Consider the following 18,299-nt stretch of genomic DNA (forward strand, 5'->3'; position numbering starts at 1 on the left):
GCGTCATCCATAACTGATAATGACTTTCTCAAAGGAGAGCTATCAATGAGTATTCGTCCGTTACATGATCGTGTGATCGTCAAACGTAAAGAAGTTGAAACCAAGTCTGCTGGCGGCATCGTTCTGACCGGTTCTGCAGCAGCCAAATCAACGCGTGGCGAAATCATCGCTGTCGGTAAGGGCCGCATCCTGGAAAACGGAACTGTGCAGCCACTGGACGTTAAAGTTGGTGACATCGTAATTTTCAACGATGGCTACGGCGTGAAATCCGAGAAGATCGACAATGAAGAAGTGTTGATCATGTCCGAGAGCGACATTCTGGCAATTGTTGAAGCGTAATTTACGCACGAGAATTTGAGGAAATAAGAACATGGCAGCTAAAGACGTAAAATTCGGTAACGACGCTCGTGTAAAAATGCTCCGCGGCGTAAACGTACTGGCAGATGCAGTTAAAGTAACTCTGGGCCCGAAAGGCCGTAACGTAGTGCTGGATAAATCCTTCGGCGCGCCAACCATCACCAAAGATGGTGTTTCTGTAGCACGTGAAATCGAGCTGGAAGATAAGTTCGAAAACATGGGCGCGCAGATGGTGAAAGAAGTTGCCTCTAAAGCGAACGACGCTGCTGGCGACGGTACCACCACCGCGACCGTACTGGCGCAGGCTATCATCACCGAAGGTCTGAAAGCCGTTGCTGCTGGCATGAACCCAATGGATCTGAAACGTGGTATCGACAAAGCTGTCGCTGCTGCTGTTGAAGAACTGAAATCTCTGTCTGTACCATGCTCTGACTCTAAAGCCATTGCTCAGGTAGGTACCATCTCTGCTAACTCCGACGAAACCGTAGGTAAACTGATCGCAGAAGCGATGGACAAAGTCGGTAAAGAAGGCGTGATCACCGTTGAAGACGGTACCGGTCTGGAAGACGAACTGGACGTGGTTGAAGGTATGCAGTTCGACCGCGGTTACCTGTCCCCATACTTCATCAACAAGCCAGAGACTGGCGCTGTTGAGCTGGAAAGCCCGTTCATCCTGCTGGCTGACAAGAAAATCTCCAACATCCGCGAAATGCTGCCAGTGCTGGAAGCCGTTGCGAAAGCAGGCAAACCGCTGGTTATTATCGCTGAAGACGTTGAAGGCGAAGCGCTGGCGACCCTGGTGGTTAACACCATGCGTGGCATCGTGAAAGTGGCTGCGGTTAAAGCTCCTGGCTTCGGCGATCGCCGTAAAGCGATGCTGCAGGATATCGCGACTCTGACTGGCGGTACCGTTATCTCTGAAGAGATCGGTATGGAGCTGGAAAAAGCGACCCTGGAAGACCTGGGCCAGGCTAAACGCGTTGTGATCAACAAAGACACCACCACCATCATTGATGGCGTAGGTGAAGAAGCTGCTATCCAGGGCCGTGTTGGTCAGATCCGTAAGCAAATCGAAGAAGCCACCTCTGATTACGACCGTGAAAAACTGCAGGAGCGCGTAGCGAAACTGGCAGGCGGTGTTGCAGTCATCAAAGTGGGTGCAGCGACTGAAGTTGAAATGAAAGAGAAGAAAGCACGCGTTGACGATGCCCTGCACGCGACCCGTGCTGCGGTAGAAGAAGGCGTGGTTGCTGGTGGTGGTGTTGCGCTGGTGCGTGTTGCCGCTAAACTGGCTGGCCTGACTGCACAGAACGAAGATCAGAACGTGGGTATCAAAGTTGCACTGCGTGCAATGGAAGCGCCTCTGCGTCAGATCGTATCCAACGCCGGTGAAGAGCCATCTGTGGTTGCGAACAACGTGAAAGCAGGCGAAGGTAACTACGGTTACAACGCAGCGACTGAAGAATACGGCAACATGATCGACTTCGGTATCCTGGACCCAACTAAAGTGACTCGTTCTGCACTGCAGTACGCGGCATCTGTCGCTGGTCTGATGATCACTACCGAGTGCATGGTGACTGACCTGCCTAAAGGCGACGCACCTGACTTAGGTGCTGCTGGTATGGGCGGCATGGGCGGTATGGGCGGCATGATGTAATCGTGCGCTCTACGTCGTAGAATGTGAAAAACCCCCGGGCAGAAATGCTCGGGGGTTTTTCTTTTGGTCATCTTTTAGGTATAAGGTTTACACACGGACAACTACTGTCCAGCTTATTGAAAACGAGGAATAACATGCGCGTAAAAGTCTGTGCAGGGATCGTAGGAGCAGCATTGCTGCTGGCGGGTTGTAGCTCCAGCAATGAACTGTCGGCAGCGGGCCAGGGCGTTCGCTTTGTGGAAGATAAGCCTGGCAGTGAATGTCAGCTGTTAGGCACTGCAAGCGGTGAGCAAAGCAACTGGATGTCGGGTCAGCATGGTGAGGAAGGTGGTTCTATGCGCGGTGCGGCGAATGCCCTGCGTAACCAGGCTGCGGCCATGGGTGGGAACGTGATTTACGGCGTGAGCAGCCCAACGCAGAGTATGCTGTCCAGCTTCGTGCCGACCGCAAGCCAGATGAATGGCCAGGTCTACAAGTGCCCGAACTGATTGCCTTTTTCCCTCTCCCAACGGGAGAGGGTTAGGGTGAGGGGAAACTAGTGCTGCCGCAGCTGTAAATCCAGCGGCGTCTTACTCGGCTCACCGCCAATCTCACGTGCCAGTTTCGGCACCATATAGCCTGAAACCAGCGTTAACAGTTCACGCATAATCTGCCGGGCTTCCTCGTCCGTCACCATGAAATGTGCCGCACCCTGAACGCGATCCAGCACGTGCAGGTAATAGGGCATCACTCCGGCATCAAACAGGGCATTGCTCAGATCAGCCAGTACACGGGCGCTATCATTCACGCCCCGCAGCAGCACGCTCTGGTTCAGCAGTGTCACCCCCGCTTTACGCAAACGTACCATTGCCTCACGAAACTCGCTGTCGATTTCATTGGCGTGGTTAATGTGGTTCACCAGCAGCACCTGCAAACGGGACTGCTCCAGACGTGAAACCAGAGCGTCAGTGATACGTGCTGGAATGACAATCGGTAAACGACTGTGAATACGCAGACGTTTGATGTGCGGGATGGCTTCAAGCTGGTTTAGCAGCCAGTCCAGCTCATGATCTTTCGCCATCAGCGGGTCACCACCGGAAAAAATGATCTCGTCCAGCTCGGGATGGGCGGCAATATAGTCCAGCGCGACCTGCCAGTTGCGTTTATTACCCTGATTTTCCGCATACGGGAAGTGCCGACGGAAGCAATAACGACAATTTACCGCGCAGCCACCTTTTACCAGCAGCAGGGCTCGGTTGAGATACTTATGCAGTAAACCTGGCACCACACTGTTCTGCTCTTCCAGAGGATCAGTGCTATATCCCGGCGCAGTAATAAACTCATCCTGCGAGGTAAGCGTTTGTTTTAATAAAGGATCATCGGGGTTCCCCTTCTCCATTCTGGCAACAAACGCGCGGGGAACACGCAAGGCAAAGAGGCGCTTCGCCTCACGGCCTGCAAGCAACTCTGGGTGCTGATCGAGGTCTAAAAGACGCAGCAATTCATCAGGACTGGTGATTACATCGGCAAGTTGCGATAACCAATCTTCTCTGGACGGGGTGTTTAGGGTTACAATATGCGCCATTTTGTGGCTTAGCTACCAGTTAACAAATTTAGAGGGCCTTATGGCAACGTACTATAGCAACGATTTTCGTGCTGGTCTTAAAATCATGATGGACGGCGAACCGTACGCGGTTGAAGCCAGCGAATTCGTTAAACCAGGTAAAGGCCAGGCATTCGCACGCGTTAAGCTGCGCCGCCTGTTGACCGGTACTCGTGTTGAGAAAACCTTCAAGTCTACTGACTCTGCTGAAGGCGCTGATGTTGTTGATATGAACCTGACCTACCTGTACAACGACGGTGAGTTCTATCATTTCATGAACAACTCCACTTTCGAACAGCTGTCTGCTGATGAGAAAGCGGTAGGTGACAGCGCGAAATGGCTGCTGGATCAGGCTGAGTGCATCGTAACCCTGTGGAATGGTCAGCCTATCGCTGTGACCCCACCGAACTTCGTTGAGCTGGAAATCGTTGAAACCGATCCAGGTCTGAAAGGTGACACCGCAGGTACTGGTGGTAAGCCAGCCAAACTGTCTACCGGTGCAGTGGTTAAAGTTCCACTGTTTGTACAGACTGGCGAAGTGATCAAAGTGGATACCCGCTCCGGCGAATACGTATCTCGCGTGAAGTAATAGTAAAGGCGCAGCGCCCGCTGCGCCTGATTTTTGCAGGCAGGGATGATGAAACGTACCGTTAAAATTCTACTTCTGTTAGCACTCTCCAGCGCCTTGCTTTCCGGCTGTAACACTACGCGTGGAATGGGGGAAGATATCCAGGATCTTGGTCATATCATTTCTCATGCAGCCAGCTAAGTTCGTTTACTTTTCCTAAAAATGTCTCCCTTTCCGTCAACTGACGGGATTTTGTCTATTCTTAAGTTGCTATACACAAAACAACTTTGGCTATAAAAGGAAGATATTATGGTTAAGAAGACAATTGCAGCGATCTTTTCAGTCCTGGTTCTTTCTTCTGTGTTAACTGCCTGTAATACCACGCGTGGCGTAGGTCAGGATATTTCTGAAGGTGGTAACGCAATCTCTGGCGCTGCAACAAAAGCTCAGCAGTAATTAACAAACGGTACGAGACCTGACGGGTTTCGTACCGTCAGCTTTCTGATTCCTGCAGGGATAAAAACGGTGAAAAACGGGTATCCATATGCAATTTCATGCGGATATTTCGTTTATAGGTATAGACCGTTTTCCCATTGATACTCAGGTGAGCAGCAATTTTCTGATTGCTCGCGCCGTCCATCCACAATGTCAGCACCTTCTCTTCCTGGCGAGTCAGCAGGGGGACTGCGACTTTTGGTCTGTCAGCATTCTTGTGTGAGATTAATGCGTCGTTGATCACCGTTGCCAGTTCTTCAAGAACGGTATCTTTCAACAGCGAAGACCAGACAGGGAACTGCCTGAGCCAGTCTTTCATGCCGCTGTCTTCACCCGATTGCAGCAAGATAAAAGGCAATCTTTCACTGGCGTTAAGTAAGGTAGAGAGCTGCTGGTAATGGTGAATATCCTGCCTGAAACCGTAAAGGTCAGCGATAACCAGATTGGGTTTCCATTGCAGAATGTGCTCTCTGGCAAGAAATAGATTATTCAGCCCGGTCACAACGTAGTGCCCCGGGAACAAACCGGAGTGATTGAGCCATGCTTCAAACCCTGCACGGGTGAAGTGACAACGGTCAATCAAGAGAATTTTGAACATATTTTATTCGCAGTCGGCTAGTGGTTTGGCTTCCTGCCATCAGAAAGCACATCATCATAGAGAAGTCAGATGAGTGATAAATGCCTGAACTCCGCGCCATACTGCGGCTATTTCTTGCCTTAACGTGTTCAGCAGAAAAGGATTGAAAAAAAATCGCACGCTAAGCAAAATAAAGGGCGTAATCTTTGCCTTGCGGGACGACCCGTAAGCGTATCTTTCACCGGGGACGGCCCCAACTTACCTGTAAGTTAAGGAGCCTTAAATGTCCTGGATCGTTCTTTTAATTGCCGGCCTGCTCGAAGTGGTATGGGCGATTGGTCTCAAGTACACCCACGGATTTACCCGTCTGACGCCCAGCGTCATTACCGTTAGCGCGATGATAGTGAGTATCGTCCTGTTGTCGTGGGCGATGCGTTCTCTGCCTGTGGGAACTGCTTATGCTGTCTGGACAGGGATTGGCGCCGTAGGCGCGGCCATCACGGGCATTCTGCTGCTGGGAGAGTCAGCGAGCCTGGCGCGTATCGCCAGCCTCGCTCTGATCGTGGCCGGTATCATTGGGTTGAAACTCAGCACGCATTAATGGGGTTGTTCTACCCAGATGAGTTTTGACACATCAAACCCCTGTCGGGTCGCAACATCCAGCATCTGCTGTTTCATCTCAGACGAAATGGTCGGCGTGCGGGAGAGTATCCACAGGTAGTTGCGATCCGGCCCGCAAACCAGCGCATGGCGGTACTCTTTGTCGAGAGCTATCACGTTGTAACCGCCATAGAAGGGGCCAAAGAAGGAGACTTTGAGCGCGGCCCTCCGTGGGTCGCAAGTGAAGTATGCTTTTCCTGTCGACTGCTGCCACATCTCCCGATCAGGATTATAACCCCGGTTAATAACCTGAATACCGCCATCATCCATTGGGCTGTAATGTGCTGTCACTTTCTCTAAGCCCCGTTCGAACCGATGGTCCAGGCGGGCGATTTCATACCATGTTCCGAGGAAGCGTTGTGCATCGAAAGGCGTGACAACGGTAACGCCAGAAGGTGGGGTAGGGGAACTACAGGCAACCACTAAAAACGCGGCTGTCACCGCGGCGATAACAGGCAGAATGCGCATAGGAGTTTCCTTACTGTTTTTTTGTTAAGTGTAGATGACGGCAAGGAAAATGCGGGGTGTTTTGCCGGGTAAGCGGAGTCGCCACCCGGCAATGTTTTACTTCAGCGCGTCGAGGATACGATATGCCGCCTCAACTCGCGCCGGGTTCGGGTAGCTTTTATTTGCCAGCATCACAATGCCGAGCTGCTTTTCTGGAATAAACGCCACATAGCTACCAAACCCGCCAGTAGAGCCCGTTTTATGCACCCAGGACGCTTTTACCGGAGGGGCCGTGGGATTCACTTCTACCGCAGGCAACGGTGCCAGGGCCACCTTATTATCGCTACCCTCGACCACAGTTTTGGCTTCTACCGGCCAGTTCAGCATCTCCCAGCCTAACCCTTGATACATAGCACCTACGCGCCAGTAGCGGGATTGCGCAAGGGCGATCCCTTGCATCAGAGAGGCATCCTGCAGAGTCTCGGGGGCCATGTTCGCCATCACCCAGCTTGCCATATCTTTGACGTTGGTTTTCACGCCATAGGCTTCAGCGTCCAGCATGCCCGGCGAAACATGGACTGCTTTACCGTCACGGTAACCCCAGGCGTAATGCTCTTGTTCTGATTGCGGAACGTTAATCCACGTATGGTCCAACTTGAGCGGCTTAAAGACCCGCGTCGTCATGGCCTGCTCATAGCTCATGCCGGAAGGTTTGACCGCAAGGGCGCCAAAAAGACCAATACTGGCGTTCGCATAAAGACGCGTGGTTCCCGGCTTCCACGCTGGCTGCCAGTCTTGATAGAAGCGCAGCAGAGAGGCGTTATCGGTCACCTCATCCGGTACCTGTAATGGCAGACCACCCGCAGTATAGGTAGCCAGATCCAGCATGCGAATTCCCTGCCACTGCTTGCCTGTCAGCTCCGGCCAGTATTTCGTCACCGGATCGCTTAGGGAAATTTCACCGCGAGCAATGGCATCGCCACCCAAAACGCCGGTGAAGGTTTTACTTATAGAACCCAGCTCGAACAATGTTTGCGGGGTAACAGGTTTGTTCGCCGCGATATCGGCTTTGCCGAAGGTAAAGTAGTGCGGCTGACCCTGGTAAATTACCGCGACCGCCATCCCCGGGATGGCCTGCGCTTTCATCAGCGGGGTAACGGTACGTTCGACCACTGCAGCCAGCTGTTTTTCTGACATTGGTGCAGCAAAGACGGAACAGGAGGTGCTGAGTAACAGGGCGCAGCAAAGGGATTTTTTCATCATCAGTTATCTTCCGTAATAGCAGGTCAAGGGAGTGTCCGGGCCCGTCAGACAGCTGTAGTCTGTGGGATTTGACTGTCGCTGACAAACGGTTAAATTTAGCATTAGCTGTTAATTTTTCTAACGGATGGGGCAATGACTCGCAGCTATCTCCCGCTTAATTCGCTTCGTGCCTTCGAAGCAGCCGCAAGGCACCTTAGTTTTACTCATGCTGCAATAGAGCTGAATGTTACCCATTCTGCTATCAGCCAGCATGTTAAGACGCTGGAACAGCATCTGAACTGCCAGCTTTTTGTCCGTGTTTCGCGCGGGCTGATGCTGACGACGGAAGGTGAGAATTTGCTGCCAGTGCTTAACGATTCGTTCGATCGTATCGCGGGAATGCTGGATCGCTTCGCCAGCCATCGCGCCCAGGAGAAGCTCAAAATTGGTGTGGTAGGAACCTTTGCGACCGGTTTTTTATTCTCGCAGTTGGCTGATTTCCGCCGCTGCTCCCCGCATATCGATCTTCACCTTTCAACCCATAACAATCGCGTTGATCCGGCGGCTGAGGGGCTTGATTACACGATCCGCTATGGTGGGGGAGCATGGCACGGTACCGAAGCGCAGTTTCTTTGTCATGCGCCGCTGGCCCCGCTTTGCTCACCTGATATCGCCGCCGGGCTACATACTCCGGCCGACATTCTGAAATTTACCCTGCTGCGCTCCTACCGACGCGATGAGTGGTCGGCGTGGATGCAGGCGGCGGGGGAGAATCCCCCGTCACCCACGCATCGGGTGATGGTGTTTGATTCGTCTGTCACCATGCTGGAAGCTGCGCAGGCCGGTGTGGGAATTGCGATCGCTCCGGTCGATATGTTTACGCATTTGCTCAACAGCGAGCGTATTGTGCAGCCGTTTGCCACACAGATTGATCTGGGCAGTTACTGGTTAACAAGACTTCAGTCTAGAGCCGAAACCCCGGCAATGCGTGAGTTTGCGCAGTGGCTGGTGGGCAAAATGCAGAAATAAAAAGGCCCGCCGGAGGGCGGGCCAGAAGGGTCAGATGGTGACCACGGCAATCAGCGTTACCACGGTCAGAATGGTTGCCAGGCCGTAGAAGACCCATTTACCACTCGGAACATGGATTTTCAGGTCATGCATCGCATGGTGAATACGGTGCAGGCCACACCACAGCGGCAGGACGATCATCAGGAAGATAAATACGCGGCCGATAAAGCTGCCCGCAAACGCCAGTACGCGTTCGTAGCTCAGTGCGTCGCCCGGGAACAGCCCCAGCGGCAGCATAATGCCGATCAGCAGGATGATCACCGGTGCGATAATGGCACTCCACATGCCGCCAGCGCCAAACAGCCCCCAGAAGACCGGCTCGTCAGAACGTTTTGGATTTGGATTGATCACAATAGTCTCCTTACCAGAACAGTGCGACAAACAGAATGACCACAGTGACCAGAATCGTCACTGCCCAGAGCCCTTTAATCACCGGCTCTGGCCCCATTTTTTCGCCTTTTACGATAATGTTCGCCGCTTTTGGCGCCAGTTCAAACCAGGTTTTGGTATGAAGCAACGCGGCCGCGAGCACAATCAGGTTCAGGACAACAATGATCGGGTTTTGTAGAAAACCAACAAAGCTTGCCCAGGTTTCCGGACCATGCTTGAGGGCGAAAACACCGTACATCAGTTCAAGACTGAACCAGACCGCCGGCACCGCTGTGCCTTCACGCAGCATATAGAAGCGATAAAACGGCAGATTTTTCCACCAGGTGGACGGCACAGGCCGTACATAGGCTTTGCGTTTAGTCGTCATCATGCACTCCTTAGCGTGGTTTCAGGGTAGCGATAAGAAAGTCTTTCGAGCTTTCCACTTTACCCTGCTGAATAGCGGCGGCCGGGTCGACATGCTTCGGACAGACTTCGGAGCAGTAACCCACGAAAGTACAGCTCCAGACGCCGTTCTGGCTGTTAAGCTGCGCCATACGTTCTTTTTTACCGTGGTCGCGGCTGTCTTCGTTATAGCGGTGCGCCAGCGTAATAGCGGCTGGGCCGATGAATTCTGGGTTCAGGCCAAACTGCGGACATGCGGCGTAACACAGGCCACAGTTGATGCAGCCGGAGAACTGATGGTATTTCGCCATCTGGGCCGGTGTTTGGGTATTTGGACCCTGATCCGGCGTGCGCGGATTGCCGATGATGTAAGGCTTAATGGCTTCCAGACTTTCGATAAAGTGGGTCATATCGACCACCAGATCGCGCTCAATCGGGAAGTTGCCCAGCGCTTCAACCTTGATGCCCCTGGTGTAATCACGCAGGAAGGTTTTACAGGCCAGTTTCGGCACTTTGTTAACCATCATGCCGCAGGAGCCGCAGATGGCCATGCGGCAGGACCAGCGGTAGCTCAGGTCTGGTGCGAGGTTATCTTTGATATAGCCAAGCGCATCCAGCAGAGAGGTTTGCTCGTCATAGGGGACTTCATAGAAAGCGCTATGTGGTGCGGTGTCCACTTCCGGATTGTAGCGCACCACTTCAACTTTCAGTTTTTGCATCTCAGCCATTCGCCTTCTCCTTCTTCTCGGCGGCTTCTGCTTCTGCGCCGTACACGCGTTTAGCCGGTGGCAGCGTGGTGATTTTCACGTCGCTGTAGTCCAGACGCGTAGTGCCATCTGCATCGCGCCAGGCGAGAGTGTGTTTCAGGAAATTGACGTCGTCACGTTCGGTACAGCCTTCGTCAAGACGCTGATGCGCCCCGCGTGACTCTTTACGCGCCAGCGCAGAGTGCGCCATACATTCTGCCACGTTCAGGCCGTGACCCAGCTCAATGGTATAGAGCAGGTCGGTGTTGAAGACGCTGGAGGTATCAGTAATGCGCACACGTTTGAAACGCTCCTGCAACTCCGCCAGCTTATCGACGGTTTTTTGCATCAGCTCAGGGGTACGGTAGATACCACAGCCTTCTTCCATCGACAGGCCCATTTCATCGCGGATCTTAGACCAGTTCTCGTTACCTTCCTGGTTCACCAGGTCTTTCAGGCGTTTTTCAACGTCAGTAACCTGAGCATCAAGCGCGGCACCGTTAGCTTCGCCCGCTGTAGCCGCGCGTTCCATTGCGCGCTCGCCCGCCATGCGACCAAAGACGACCAGCTCTGCCAGCGAGTTAGACCCCAGACGGTTGGCGCCGTGCAGGCCCACAGAGGAACACTCACCGACCGCGAACAGACCTTTGATACGGGTTTCGCACTGCTGGTCGGTTTCGATCCCGCCCATGGTGTAGTGCGCGGTTGGACGTACCGGAATCGGTTCTTTCACCGGATCAACACCGACGTAAGCTTTTGCCAGTTCGCAGATGAACGGCAGGCGTTCCAGCAGCTTCTTCTCACCCAGGTGACGCAGGTCGAGATAGACCACATCGCCGCGTGGCGTGGAGATGGTGTTGCCTTTGCGCCACTCGTGCCAGAAGGCCTGGGAGACTTTGTCGCGCGGACCGAGTTCCATGTATTTGTTTTTCGGCTCGCCAAGCGGAGTTTCCGGGCCCATGCCGTAATCCTGCAGATAGCGATAGCCATTTTTGTTGACCAGAATGCCACCTTCACCACGGCAGCCTTCCGTCATCAGAATGCCGGAGCCTGGCAGACCGGTCGGGTGATACTGTACGAACTCCATATCGCGCAGCGGCACACCGTGGCTGAGCGCCATGCCCATACCGTCACCGGTGACGATGCCGCCGTTGGTATTGTAGCGATACACGCGGCCCGCACCGCCCGTTGCCATCACCACCGCATTAGCGCGGATCTGGACGAGCGTGCCTTCCATCATGTTCATCGCCACCAGGCCACGAGCCTGTCCGTCATCAACCAGAATGTCGAGGACGAAATGTTCATCAAAGCGCTGAATTTGTGGGAACTGAAGAGAAGTCTGGAACAGAGTGTGCAGCATGTGGAAGCCGGTCTTATCGGCGGCGAACCAGGTACGTTCGATTTTCATCCCACCGAAGCGGCGAACGTTGACGCTGCCGTCCGGACGGCGACTCCACGGACATCCCCACTGTTCAAGCTGGGTCATCTCCGTAGGACAATGGTGCACAAAGTAGTCGACCACATCCTGTTCGCAAAGCCAGTCGCCCCCTGCAACCGTGTCGTGGAAATGGTATTCAAAGCTGTCATGATCCTGCGCGACGGCGGCGGACCCTCCTTCAGCTGCAACCGTGTGGCTGCGCATTGGATAGACTTTTGAAATCAATGCGATTTTAGCGTTGGGATTAGCTTGTGCTGCAGCAATCGCAGCACGTAATCCAGCACCGCCAGCGCCAATTACGGCAAGATCGGCTTGAAAAGTTTGCACGACATTCCTCCAGATTTTTGTTATTTCGCAACGCGACAAACTAAAGGTAGTTCACCTGCCCAAAGGGACAATTGCGAAAGCGTTTCCACTGCTCCTTTATGGGTAAAACAGTATAACCGTGTAGATGTCAGGGAAATTTGACGTGTTCGATTTTTTTGCTGTTCTGTACGGTGATTTATCATCGTGGTTGATGAATTGCGTCACGTAATTGCACACCTAAATGAAATGCGCGTTTTTACTGCGCAAAATTTGTCTCTGTCCCCGCTAACGAGTAGACTTCGTGCCCTTGTCTGAAATCGGAGAATTACCCATGAGCGAAACGGCCACCTGGCAGCCGAGCGCATCCATCCCAAATCTGTTAAAACGCGCTGCAATTATGACGGAGATCCGCCGTTTCTTTGCTGACCGCGGAGTCCTGGAGGTGGAAACGCCGTGCATGAGTCAGGCAACGGTAACCGATATTCATCTGGTCCCGTTTGAAACCCGTTTTGTTGGCCCGGGGCACTCTCAGGGCATGAATTTGTATCTGATGACCAGCCCGGAATACCACATGAAACGCCTGCTGGCGGCGGGATGTGGTCCGGTGTATCAGCTGTGCAGAAGCTTCCGTAATGAAGAGATGGGACGTCACCACAATCCGGAATTCACCATGCTGGAGTGGTATCGACCGCACTATGATATGTACCGCCTGATGAATGAAGTGGATGACCTGTTGCAGCAGGTGCTGGATTGCTCAGAAGCGGAAACTCTCTCCTATCAGCAGGCTTTCCAGCGCTATCTGGAAATCGATCCGTTGTCAGCAGACAAGGCTCAATTGCGCGAAGTGGCGGCAAAACTGGATCTCAGCAATGTGGCGGATACTGAAGAAGATCGCGATACGCTGCTGCAGTTACTGTTCACTTTTGGTGTTGAACCGCAGATTGGCAAAGACCGTCCGGCGTTTGTTTATCACTTCCCGGCAAGCCAGGCGTCGCTGGCGCAGATCAGCACGGAAGATCATCGTGTTGCAGAGCGTTTTGAGGTCTATTACAAAGGTATTGAGCTGGCGAACGGTTTCCACGAATTGACCGACGCGCGCGAACAGCAGCAGCGCTTCGAGCAGGATAACCGCAAGCGTGCCGCGCGCGGTCTGCCGCAGCAGCCGATTGATACCAACCTGCTGGAGGCGTTAAAAGCTGGCCTGCCGGACTGCTCCGGTGTGGCGCTGGGTGTTGATCGTCTGGTGATGCTGGCGCTGAGTGCAGAACAGTTGGGCGATGTGATTGCGTTTACGGTCGATCGCGCCTGAAAAAATGCCGGGTGGCGCTGCGCTTGCCCGGCCTACGCCCCCTCTGGCAATTTTCCTTTCCATTTCCGTGTGACAATATTAAAAACTGCCATTTTCTCTATACGCGGGTCTTTTTCTTAATTTGCTTCTTATAACCACAATATTTATCTGGTCTTCTGCTACCATCCGCGCAGATTAATTTCCTTTGGATGGTTCTATGTCTCACTCACTCAAAAAGATGACCCTTACCGGGCTCATCCTGATGATTTTTACCTCCGTCTTTGGCTTTGCTAATAGCCCGTCGGCCTTTTACCTGATGGGTTACAGTGCGACGCCGTTCTATATCGTTTCAGCCCTGTTCTTCTTCATCCCATTCGCGCTGATGATGGCCGAAATGGGGTCGGCATACCGGAAAGAAGAAGGAGGGATCTACTCGTGGATGAATAACAGTATCGGCCCGCGCTACGCGTTTATTGGCACGTTTATGTGGTTTTCTTCTTACGTCGTCTGGATGGTCAGTACTGCGGCCAAAGTTTGGGTACCGTTCTCGACGTTTGTTTTCGGTAGCGATAAAACCCAGGTCTGGTCTCTGGCGGGCCTCAGTTCTACACAGGTGGTCGGGATTCTGGCTGTTTGCTGGATGGTGGTTGTGACGCTGGTCGCGTCTAAAGGCATCAATAAAATTGCCCGGATTACCGCCGTGGGCGGGATCGCAGTAATGTGTTTGAATCTGGTACTGCTGCTGGTCAGTATCGCTATTCTGTGCCTGAACGGTGGTCACTTTGCGCAGGAGGTGAACTTTGTTGCTTCGCCTAACCCAAGTTATCAGTCCGGCCTTGCGATGCTCTCTTTCGTGGTGTTCGCCATTTTCGCCTACGGGGGTATCGAGGCGGTAGGTGGTCTGGTCGACAAAACGGAGAACCCTGAAAAGAACTTCGCGAAAGGGATTATATTTGCTGCTATCGTCATCTCCATTGGCTATTCGCTGGCAATCTTCCTCTGGGGTGTCAGTACCAACTGGCAGCAGGTGTTGAGCAACAACACCACTAACCTTGGCAACATTACTTATGTGTTGATGAAAAGCCTGGGAATGACGCTGGGACAGGCGATGAACCTGACACCGGAAGCGGCGGCGACAATGGGCGTCTGGTTTGCACGCATTACCGGCCTGTCAATGTTCCTCGCCTATACCGGCGCGTTCTTCACGCTGATCTACTCGCCATTGAAAGCGATAATCCAGGGCACGCCAAAAGCGCTGTGGCCAGCGCGTATGACGCAACTGAATACGGCGGGAATGCCTGCCAACGCGATGTGGATGCAATGTTTGTTGGTGTGCGTGTTCATTCTGCTGGTGTCGTTTGGCGGTGATACCGCGTCAGCGTTCTATAACAAGCTGACTCTGATGGCGAACGTGTCGATGACGCTGCCGTATCTGTTCCTGACGCTGGCGTTCCCGTTCTTCAAAGCGAAGCAGGATCTTGAACGTCCGTTTGTGATTTTTAAAACCCGCACATCAACGCTACTGGCGACGACCGTGGTCGTGCTGGTGGTGGCGTTTGCGAATATCTTCACTGTCATTCAGCCAGTGATTGAGGCGAATGACTGGAACAGCGCGCTGTGGATGGTTGGCGGCCCGATCTTCTTCTCGCTGCTGGCGATGGGGATTTACGAGAATTACCGCCGACGCTCAGTGGCGTACGTTACAGAAGCGGTGTAGTGGTTAAAGCGCCCCTCCCGAAAGAGAGGGGCGAAGATTTACAGGCTTCCCGCCGGGCGCTTACGTGCTGCCGACGTCAATGTTCTTCCCGTTTTACGTCCGTCCAGACTTTCCAGACGCATCTGGAACGGTGGGAACGGCATATCAATACCATGCTCGCGGAAGCCAGCCAGAATCAGCTGGTGGATCTCATGGCGCAGCGGCATACGGTGTCCCATTTCTGCAGCGTAAATACGCAGCTCGAAAATCTGAATCCCCTGCTGCAAATCGACCAGGAACACTTCCGGTGCCGGGGTATCGAGCACCAGTGTGCAGCGCTCGGCTGCGGTGTAGAGGATCTGTGTCACCTCTTCACTATTGGCATCCGACGGTGCCGGTAGTGTCAGCACAACACGTGTGACCGAGTCTGACAGCGACCAGTTGATGAACTGCTCGGTGATGAATGCCTTGTTCGGCACGATGATCTCTTTACGGTCCCAGTCGCTGATCGTTGTGGCGCGGGTATTGATCTTCGTTACGCTACCGGTCAGATCGCGGATCGTCACCGTATCGCCAATACGAATCGGTTTTTCGAACAGGATGATCAGGCCAGAAACAAAGTTAGCGAAAATCTCCTGCATGCCAAAGCCAAGCCCAAATGTCAGTGCCGCGACCAGCCACTGCAATTTAGACCATTCAATGCCGATCATTGAGAAACCGACCATCCCGCCAAAGAGCAGGATCAGGTATTTAGTGATGGTGGTAATGGCGTAGCCCGTGCCGGGGGTTAAATCCAGATGTTGCAGCAGAGCCAGCTCCAGCAGCGCCGGGAAGTTACGTACCAGTTGGGTGGTGATGATCAACACCAGAATGGCAATCAACACAGCTCCTAAGGTTATCGGCTCCAGACTTTCCACGCCCTGAACTGTAGATGTCACGTCCCAGAGAGAGATGTTCTCCAGGAAGCCAAATGCGGAGTGAATTTCCGACCACAGCACGATCACCGACAGGAGAGCAATCAGCATCAGAATGGAGCGCACCAGACGCAGGGACTGGGTACTGATGGCATCCAGATCTAGCTCTACGTCGTCCGCTTCCGTCGTCCCTTCCGTACTGTTGACGTGGTTTGGCTCATCCTCACCGCGCGCACGCTGAGCGAGGATCTCTGCCCGGCGATGCTTGGCACGGTCGAAGGCCAGTCGGCGGCGCTGAATCAACATCCAGCGACGGATGACGTGATACACCACCAGAAGCAGGAACCAGATCGCCACCGAGGTTTCCAGTCGTGCCAGCAGCGCCTTCGAGGTCGCCAGGTAACCCACCGCCGCTGCCAGCATCGCAATCAGCGGAGCGCTCAGCAGCAGGTTCCAGAGCAGGCGGTTGAACATGTTGTCGCCGCTACCGGATTTATCAAGATAGAGCGGTATGCCGGCGCGTTTCAGGCTGAGCGTGACGATGGCCAGCGCCCCGCATATCAGCATAAAGCAGAGGCGACCCAGTGAGCCTGAGAACTCCCGGTCGTTGAGATTATCGAACATAATCAGCGCCATAATGAGTGGCACAATCAGCCCGATGCTCATCAGGTAGTAACGCATGGCACGTGCAACACGATTACGCGGCCAGCCAAAGTGGGCGATGAACAGGCCATTTGGTCGCGCGAATGTGGCGCAAATCATCACGACCCACAGCAGTGGAACCGTCGCGGTGACGCCATCGCCTATCGCCACGGCGAGCGGATAGGGCCAGGCTTCCCGCAAGCCGTACCCCAGCGTCATCCACAATACCGGCAGGGGGGAGGCCACGAGAATCGACCAGAACACCGTGCGTAGCGTCAGCCAGAAGTGATCCTGGGTGACTTTGCCCACGCGGGAACTGGAACGCTCCAGAAAACGGGTAAAATGCCGGCGCGAATAGATGCTGAAACCTACCAGAATCAATGCACCCAGCAGCGGGAAGATAGTCTCTTTGCTGGTGAGCATCATCACGCTGGCTTTTCCCAACTGGCTAAAGGTGTCCAGCGAAATCAGGCGGCGCAGATCCTGAACAATCTCAATTGGCCACGAGAAGGTCATTGGACGCACGTCGGAGGTCCAGAAGAGGTAACGGTGTGTTGCCTCGTTCACCTCTTTCAGCGCATCTTCCAGCTGACTGTTGGACACTTTCAGCTTGGTAAGCTCGAGGATCAGCGTATCACCGCCCTGGAGCAGTGAGTTCAGTAGTTCACGCTGGGTGCGCAACTGGGCCTCAAGGATCCGGTTTTGCTCACTGCTCAGAGGTTGCCCATCAGCCTGACGGATCTGGCGAATTTGCGGCTGTTTATTGAGAAGGTCTTCAAAGTGCAGCCGCTGAACGCGTAGCTGGGCCATCTCGGTATCCAACTGCTGCGGCTTCGGCATTTCCGGCAGGCGTGCAACCTGAGCACGTAACGCCTCGCCCAGCAGGTTTGATGACCCAAGCCACTGAGACTGCTCACGCAGAGTGTTGAGCGCCTGGCGGACCTGCAGGGTTTGGTTCGTCGCCTGCCGCTGTTGTGAAGCGACCAGGTCCATACGTTGTGCCTGTTGGTTCAGTGCCGCGGAAAGCTCACGGTTGACCTTGAACTGATCGACGATGCCGACAGGCAAGTTCGCGCTGTTTTCCGCCAGTAGCTCGGTACTTTCCAGTGCGCGCTCGGCTTCACGCTGACGCTGGCTGTTGAGCAGATTACGGAGTGCCTGCAAGTAAGCATCGAGCTGTTCGCTCTGCTTTTGTGCCAGCTCAGAGCGCATCCGCGACAGCTCCTGGCGGTTATTTGCCGAGAGTTGCGCCAGTTCCAGTTCATCGACCAGTGCTTTGAGTCTGGCTGATTCAGCCTGAAGCGACAGATTTTGTGCCTGGTTTTGCGGCGTGTTACCCGTTTGAGTACCGACGCGGCGCTCAACCTCGTTGAGCTGACGGCGGGCATCGGTTTGTTGTTGCGGAAGCTGGCTCAGCGAATCGGCGATTTCACGCGAACGTTCCTGCTCCTGCTGTGCCAGACGGCTCTTTTCCAGAAGCTGACTGCTAACCTGCAGAATCTCCTGATTCAGCGCGTCAGAGGTCATGCCTGCAGGCACATCGCGCGGTTCATCGCGCAGATTGCTCAACTGGGTGCGTAGCGTTTGCGAAAGCTTGGGGAAATTGTCGATAACTTGCTGATATTGCTGAGCGCGCTCAAGGGAGCCTTTCCGCTCCTCAAGCGCATTCAGTGCGGACTGGAGCGACTCAACGGTCTCTGGCTGAGCGGGCTTTGCCGCTTTAGCCTGTTCCAGTTCCTGTGTTATCTGTTTTGCGTCGGGGGCTGTCGCTGCGTACGCCCCCATGCTGAGGCACCAGGCCATCAGTAGAACGATAATCGGGCGCACGTCAGCGATCCTTCT

General features: G+C 53.9%; 19 protein-coding genes. 10 read left to right on the forward strand and 9 right to left on the reverse strand.

The window, feature by feature from the left end:
* Positions 1 to 45: 45 nt before the first annotated feature.
* The 3 genes from V6E55_RS12050 to V6E55_RS12060 all read left to right on the forward strand — a co-directional run bounded on the left by V6E55_RS12050 (position 46) and on the right by V6E55_RS12060 (position 2,502).
* Positions 46 to 339 (forward strand): co-chaperone GroES, encoded by a 294-nt coding sequence (locus V6E55_RS12050; protein WP_003855929.1) that lies wholly within the window; start codon positions 46 to 48, stop codon positions 337 to 339.
* 31 nt (positions 340 to 370) lie between these two features.
* On the forward strand, positions 371 to 2,014 hold the full coding sequence (gene groL / locus V6E55_RS12055) for a chaperonin GroEL (RefSeq protein ID WP_114979664.1): 1,644 nt from the start codon (positions 371 to 373) through the stop codon (positions 2,012 to 2,014).
* 134 nt (positions 2,015 to 2,148) lie between these two features.
* Complete coding sequence (locus V6E55_RS12060; protein WP_114979663.1) at positions 2,149 to 2,502, forward strand: DUF4156 domain-containing protein; 354 nt, start codon at positions 2,149 to 2,151, stop codon at positions 2,500 to 2,502.
* Positions 2,503 to 2,549: 47 nt separating this feature from the next.
* On the opposite strand, the gene epmB is transcribed toward V6E55_RS12060, so the two are convergent.
* The gene (gene epmB / locus V6E55_RS12065; RefSeq protein WP_316942901.1) at positions 2,550 to 3,578 is read right to left on the reverse strand and encodes an EF-P beta-lysylation protein EpmB; all 1,029 of its coding nucleotides are present in this window, start codon (positions 3,576 to 3,578) and stop codon (positions 2,550 to 2,552) included.
* A gap of 40 nt (positions 3,579 to 3,618) precedes the next feature.
* Between epmB and efp the strand changes: the two genes are divergently transcribed.
* The 3 genes from efp (at position 3,619) to ecnB (ending at position 4,620) form a co-directional block, all read left to right on the forward strand.
* The gene (gene efp / locus V6E55_RS12070; protein ID WP_010427766.1) at positions 3,619 to 4,185 is read left to right on the forward strand and encodes an elongation factor P; all 567 of its coding nucleotides are present in this window, start codon (positions 3,619 to 3,621) and stop codon (positions 4,183 to 4,185) included.
* A 48-nt stretch (positions 4,186 to 4,233) separates the two neighbouring features.
* Complete coding sequence (locus tag V6E55_RS12075; protein WP_013095266.1) at positions 4,234 to 4,365, forward strand: entericidin A/B family lipoprotein; 132 nt, start codon at positions 4,234 to 4,236, stop codon at positions 4,363 to 4,365.
* Between the two features lie 108 nt (positions 4,366 to 4,473).
* Positions 4,474 to 4,620, forward strand: coding sequence for a lipoprotein toxin entericidin B (gene ecnB / locus V6E55_RS12080; RefSeq protein ID WP_114979661.1), 147 nt, complete (start codon positions 4,474 to 4,476; stop codon positions 4,618 to 4,620).
* Between the two features lie 37 nt (positions 4,621 to 4,657).
* Here the strand turns inward: ecnB and V6E55_RS12085 are convergent, their stop codons facing one another.
* The gene (locus V6E55_RS12085; protein ID WP_114979660.1) at positions 4,658 to 5,257 is read right to left on the reverse strand and encodes a response regulator transcription factor; all 600 of its coding nucleotides are present in this window, start codon (positions 5,255 to 5,257) and stop codon (positions 4,658 to 4,660) included.
* Positions 5,258 to 5,519: 262 nt separating this feature from the next.
* On the opposite strand from V6E55_RS12085, the gene sugE reads away from it, so the two are divergent.
* Positions 5,520 to 5,837 (forward strand): quaternary ammonium compound efflux SMR transporter SugE, encoded by a 318-nt coding sequence (gene sugE / locus V6E55_RS12090; protein WP_114979659.1) that lies wholly within the window; start codon positions 5,520 to 5,522, stop codon positions 5,835 to 5,837.
* Here sugE and V6E55_RS12095 read toward each other — a convergent pair.
* Positions 5,834 to 6,364, reverse strand: coding sequence for a lipocalin family protein (locus tag V6E55_RS12095; RefSeq protein WP_316942902.1), 531 nt, complete (start codon positions 6,362 to 6,364; stop codon positions 5,834 to 5,836). The two genes, sugE and V6E55_RS12095, sit on opposite strands and share 4 nt — an antisense overlap.
* A gap of 96 nt (positions 6,365 to 6,460) precedes the next feature.
* Positions 6,461 to 7,606: an ACT family cephalosporin-hydrolyzing class C beta-lactamase gene (blaACT, locus tag V6E55_RS12100; RefSeq protein WP_316942903.1), complete on the reverse strand. Its 1,146-nt coding sequence runs from the start codon at positions 7,604 to 7,606 to the stop codon at positions 6,461 to 6,463.
* 132 nt (positions 7,607 to 7,738) lie between these two features.
* On the opposite strand from blaACT, the gene ampR reads away from it, so the two are divergent.
* Positions 7,739 to 8,614: a LysR family transcriptional regulator AmpR gene (gene ampR / locus V6E55_RS12105; protein WP_316942904.1), complete on the forward strand. Its 876-nt coding sequence runs from the start codon at positions 7,739 to 7,741 to the stop codon at positions 8,612 to 8,614.
* Between the two features lie 30 nt (positions 8,615 to 8,644).
* On the opposite strand, the gene frdD is transcribed toward ampR, so the two are convergent.
* Genes frdD through frdA form a run of 4 tightly spaced genes read right to left on the reverse strand, consistent with a single transcriptional unit; the run spans position 8,645 to position 11,938 of the window.
* Complete coding sequence (gene frdD, locus V6E55_RS12110) at positions 8,645 to 9,004, reverse strand: fumarate reductase subunit FrdD (protein ID WP_248091858.1); 360 nt, start codon at positions 9,002 to 9,004, stop codon at positions 8,645 to 8,647.
* 10 nt (positions 9,005 to 9,014) lie between these two features.
* A complete protein-coding gene (gene frdC / locus V6E55_RS12115; RefSeq protein ID WP_028016425.1) occupies positions 9,015 to 9,410 on the reverse strand; it encodes a fumarate reductase subunit FrdC in 396 nt (131 codons plus the stop codon).
* Positions 9,411 to 9,420: 10 nt separating this feature from the next.
* Entirely contained in the window at positions 9,421 to 10,155 is a 735-nt protein-coding gene (gene frdB / locus V6E55_RS12120) for a fumarate reductase iron-sulfur protein (RefSeq protein WP_114979655.1), read from the reverse strand.
* Positions 10,148 to 11,938 (reverse strand): fumarate reductase (quinol) flavoprotein subunit, encoded by a 1,791-nt coding sequence (frdA, locus tag V6E55_RS12125; RefSeq protein WP_028016427.1) that lies wholly within the window; start codon positions 11,936 to 11,938, stop codon positions 10,148 to 10,150. Before frdA ends, frdB begins: the two co-directional genes overlap by 8 nt.
* 310 nt (positions 11,939 to 12,248) lie before the next feature.
* Here frdA and epmA point away from each other — a divergent pair, with 310 nt between their 5' ends.
* Complete coding sequence (gene epmA / locus V6E55_RS12130; protein WP_316942906.1) at positions 12,249 to 13,226, forward strand: elongation factor P--(R)-beta-lysine ligase; 978 nt, start codon at positions 12,249 to 12,251, stop codon at positions 13,224 to 13,226.
* 196 nt (positions 13,227 to 13,422) lie between these two features.
* The gene (gene yjeM, locus V6E55_RS12135) at positions 13,423 to 14,922 is read left to right on the forward strand and encodes a glutamate/gamma-aminobutyrate family transporter YjeM (protein ID WP_114979652.1); all 1,500 of its coding nucleotides are present in this window, start codon (positions 13,423 to 13,425) and stop codon (positions 14,920 to 14,922) included.
* 38 nt (positions 14,923 to 14,960) lie between these two features.
* Here the strand turns inward: yjeM and mscM are convergent, their stop codons facing one another.
* Positions 14,961 to 18,284, reverse strand: coding sequence for a miniconductance mechanosensitive channel MscM (gene mscM, locus V6E55_RS12140; protein WP_236920163.1), 3,324 nt, complete (start codon positions 18,282 to 18,284; stop codon positions 14,961 to 14,963).
* Between the last annotated feature and the right edge of the window lie 15 nt (positions 18,285 to 18,299).

This window comes from Enterobacter sp. 342, assembly GCF_036663495.1.
GTDB lineage: Bacteria > Pseudomonadota > Gammaproteobacteria > Enterobacterales > Enterobacteriaceae > Enterobacter.

Bases quoted from the DNA above. Each gene is read 5' to 3' on its own strand.
- frdC (WP_028016425.1), bottom strand. From the start codon at position 9,410: ATGACGACTAAACGCAAAGCCTATGTACGGCCTGTGCCGTCCACCTGG.
- epmA (WP_316942906.1), top strand. From the start codon at position 12,249: ATGAGCGAAACGGCCACCTGGCAGCCGAGCGCATCCATCCCAAATCTG.
- V6E55_RS12060 (WP_114979663.1), top strand. From the start codon at position 2,149: ATGCGCGTAAAAGTCTGTGCAGGGATCGTAGGAGCAGCATTGCTGCTG.
- V6E55_RS12095 (WP_316942902.1), bottom strand. From the start codon at position 6,364: ATGCGCATTCTGCCTGTTATCGCCGCGGTGACAGCCGCGTTTTTAGTG.
- ecnB (WP_114979661.1), top strand. From the start codon at position 4,474: ATGGTTAAGAAGACAATTGCAGCGATCTTTTCAGTCCTGGTTCTTTCT.
- V6E55_RS12075 (WP_013095266.1), top strand. From the start codon at position 4,234: ATGAAACGTACCGTTAAAATTCTACTTCTGTTAGCACTCTCCAGCGCC.
- epmB (WP_316942901.1), bottom strand. From the start codon at position 3,578: ATGGCGCATATTGTAACCCTAAACACCCCGTCCAGAGAAGATTGGTTA.
- blaACT (WP_316942903.1), bottom strand. From the start codon at position 7,606: ATGATGAAAAAATCCCTTTGCTGCGCCCTGTTACTCAGCACCTCCTGT.
- efp (WP_010427766.1), top strand. From the start codon at position 3,619: ATGGCAACGTACTATAGCAACGATTTTCGTGCTGGTCTTAAAATCATG.
- sugE (WP_114979659.1), top strand. From the start codon at position 5,520: ATGTCCTGGATCGTTCTTTTAATTGCCGGCCTGCTCGAAGTGGTATGG.
- frdB (WP_114979655.1), bottom strand. From the start codon at position 10,155: ATGGCTGAGATGCAAAAACTGAAAGTTGAAGTGGTGCGCTACAATCCG.
- V6E55_RS12085 (WP_114979660.1), bottom strand. From the start codon at position 5,257: ATGTTCAAAATTCTCTTGATTGACCGTTGTCACTTCACCCGTGCAGGG.
- yjeM (WP_114979652.1), top strand. From the start codon at position 13,423: ATGTCTCACTCACTCAAAAAGATGACCCTTACCGGGCTCATCCTGATG.
- ampR (WP_316942904.1), top strand. From the start codon at position 7,739: ATGACTCGCAGCTATCTCCCGCTTAATTCGCTTCGTGCCTTCGAAGCA.
- groL (WP_114979664.1), top strand. From the start codon at position 371: ATGGCAGCTAAAGACGTAAAATTCGGTAACGACGCTCGTGTAAAAATG.
- V6E55_RS12050 (WP_003855929.1), top strand. From the start codon at position 46: ATGAGTATTCGTCCGTTACATGATCGTGTGATCGTCAAACGTAAAGAA.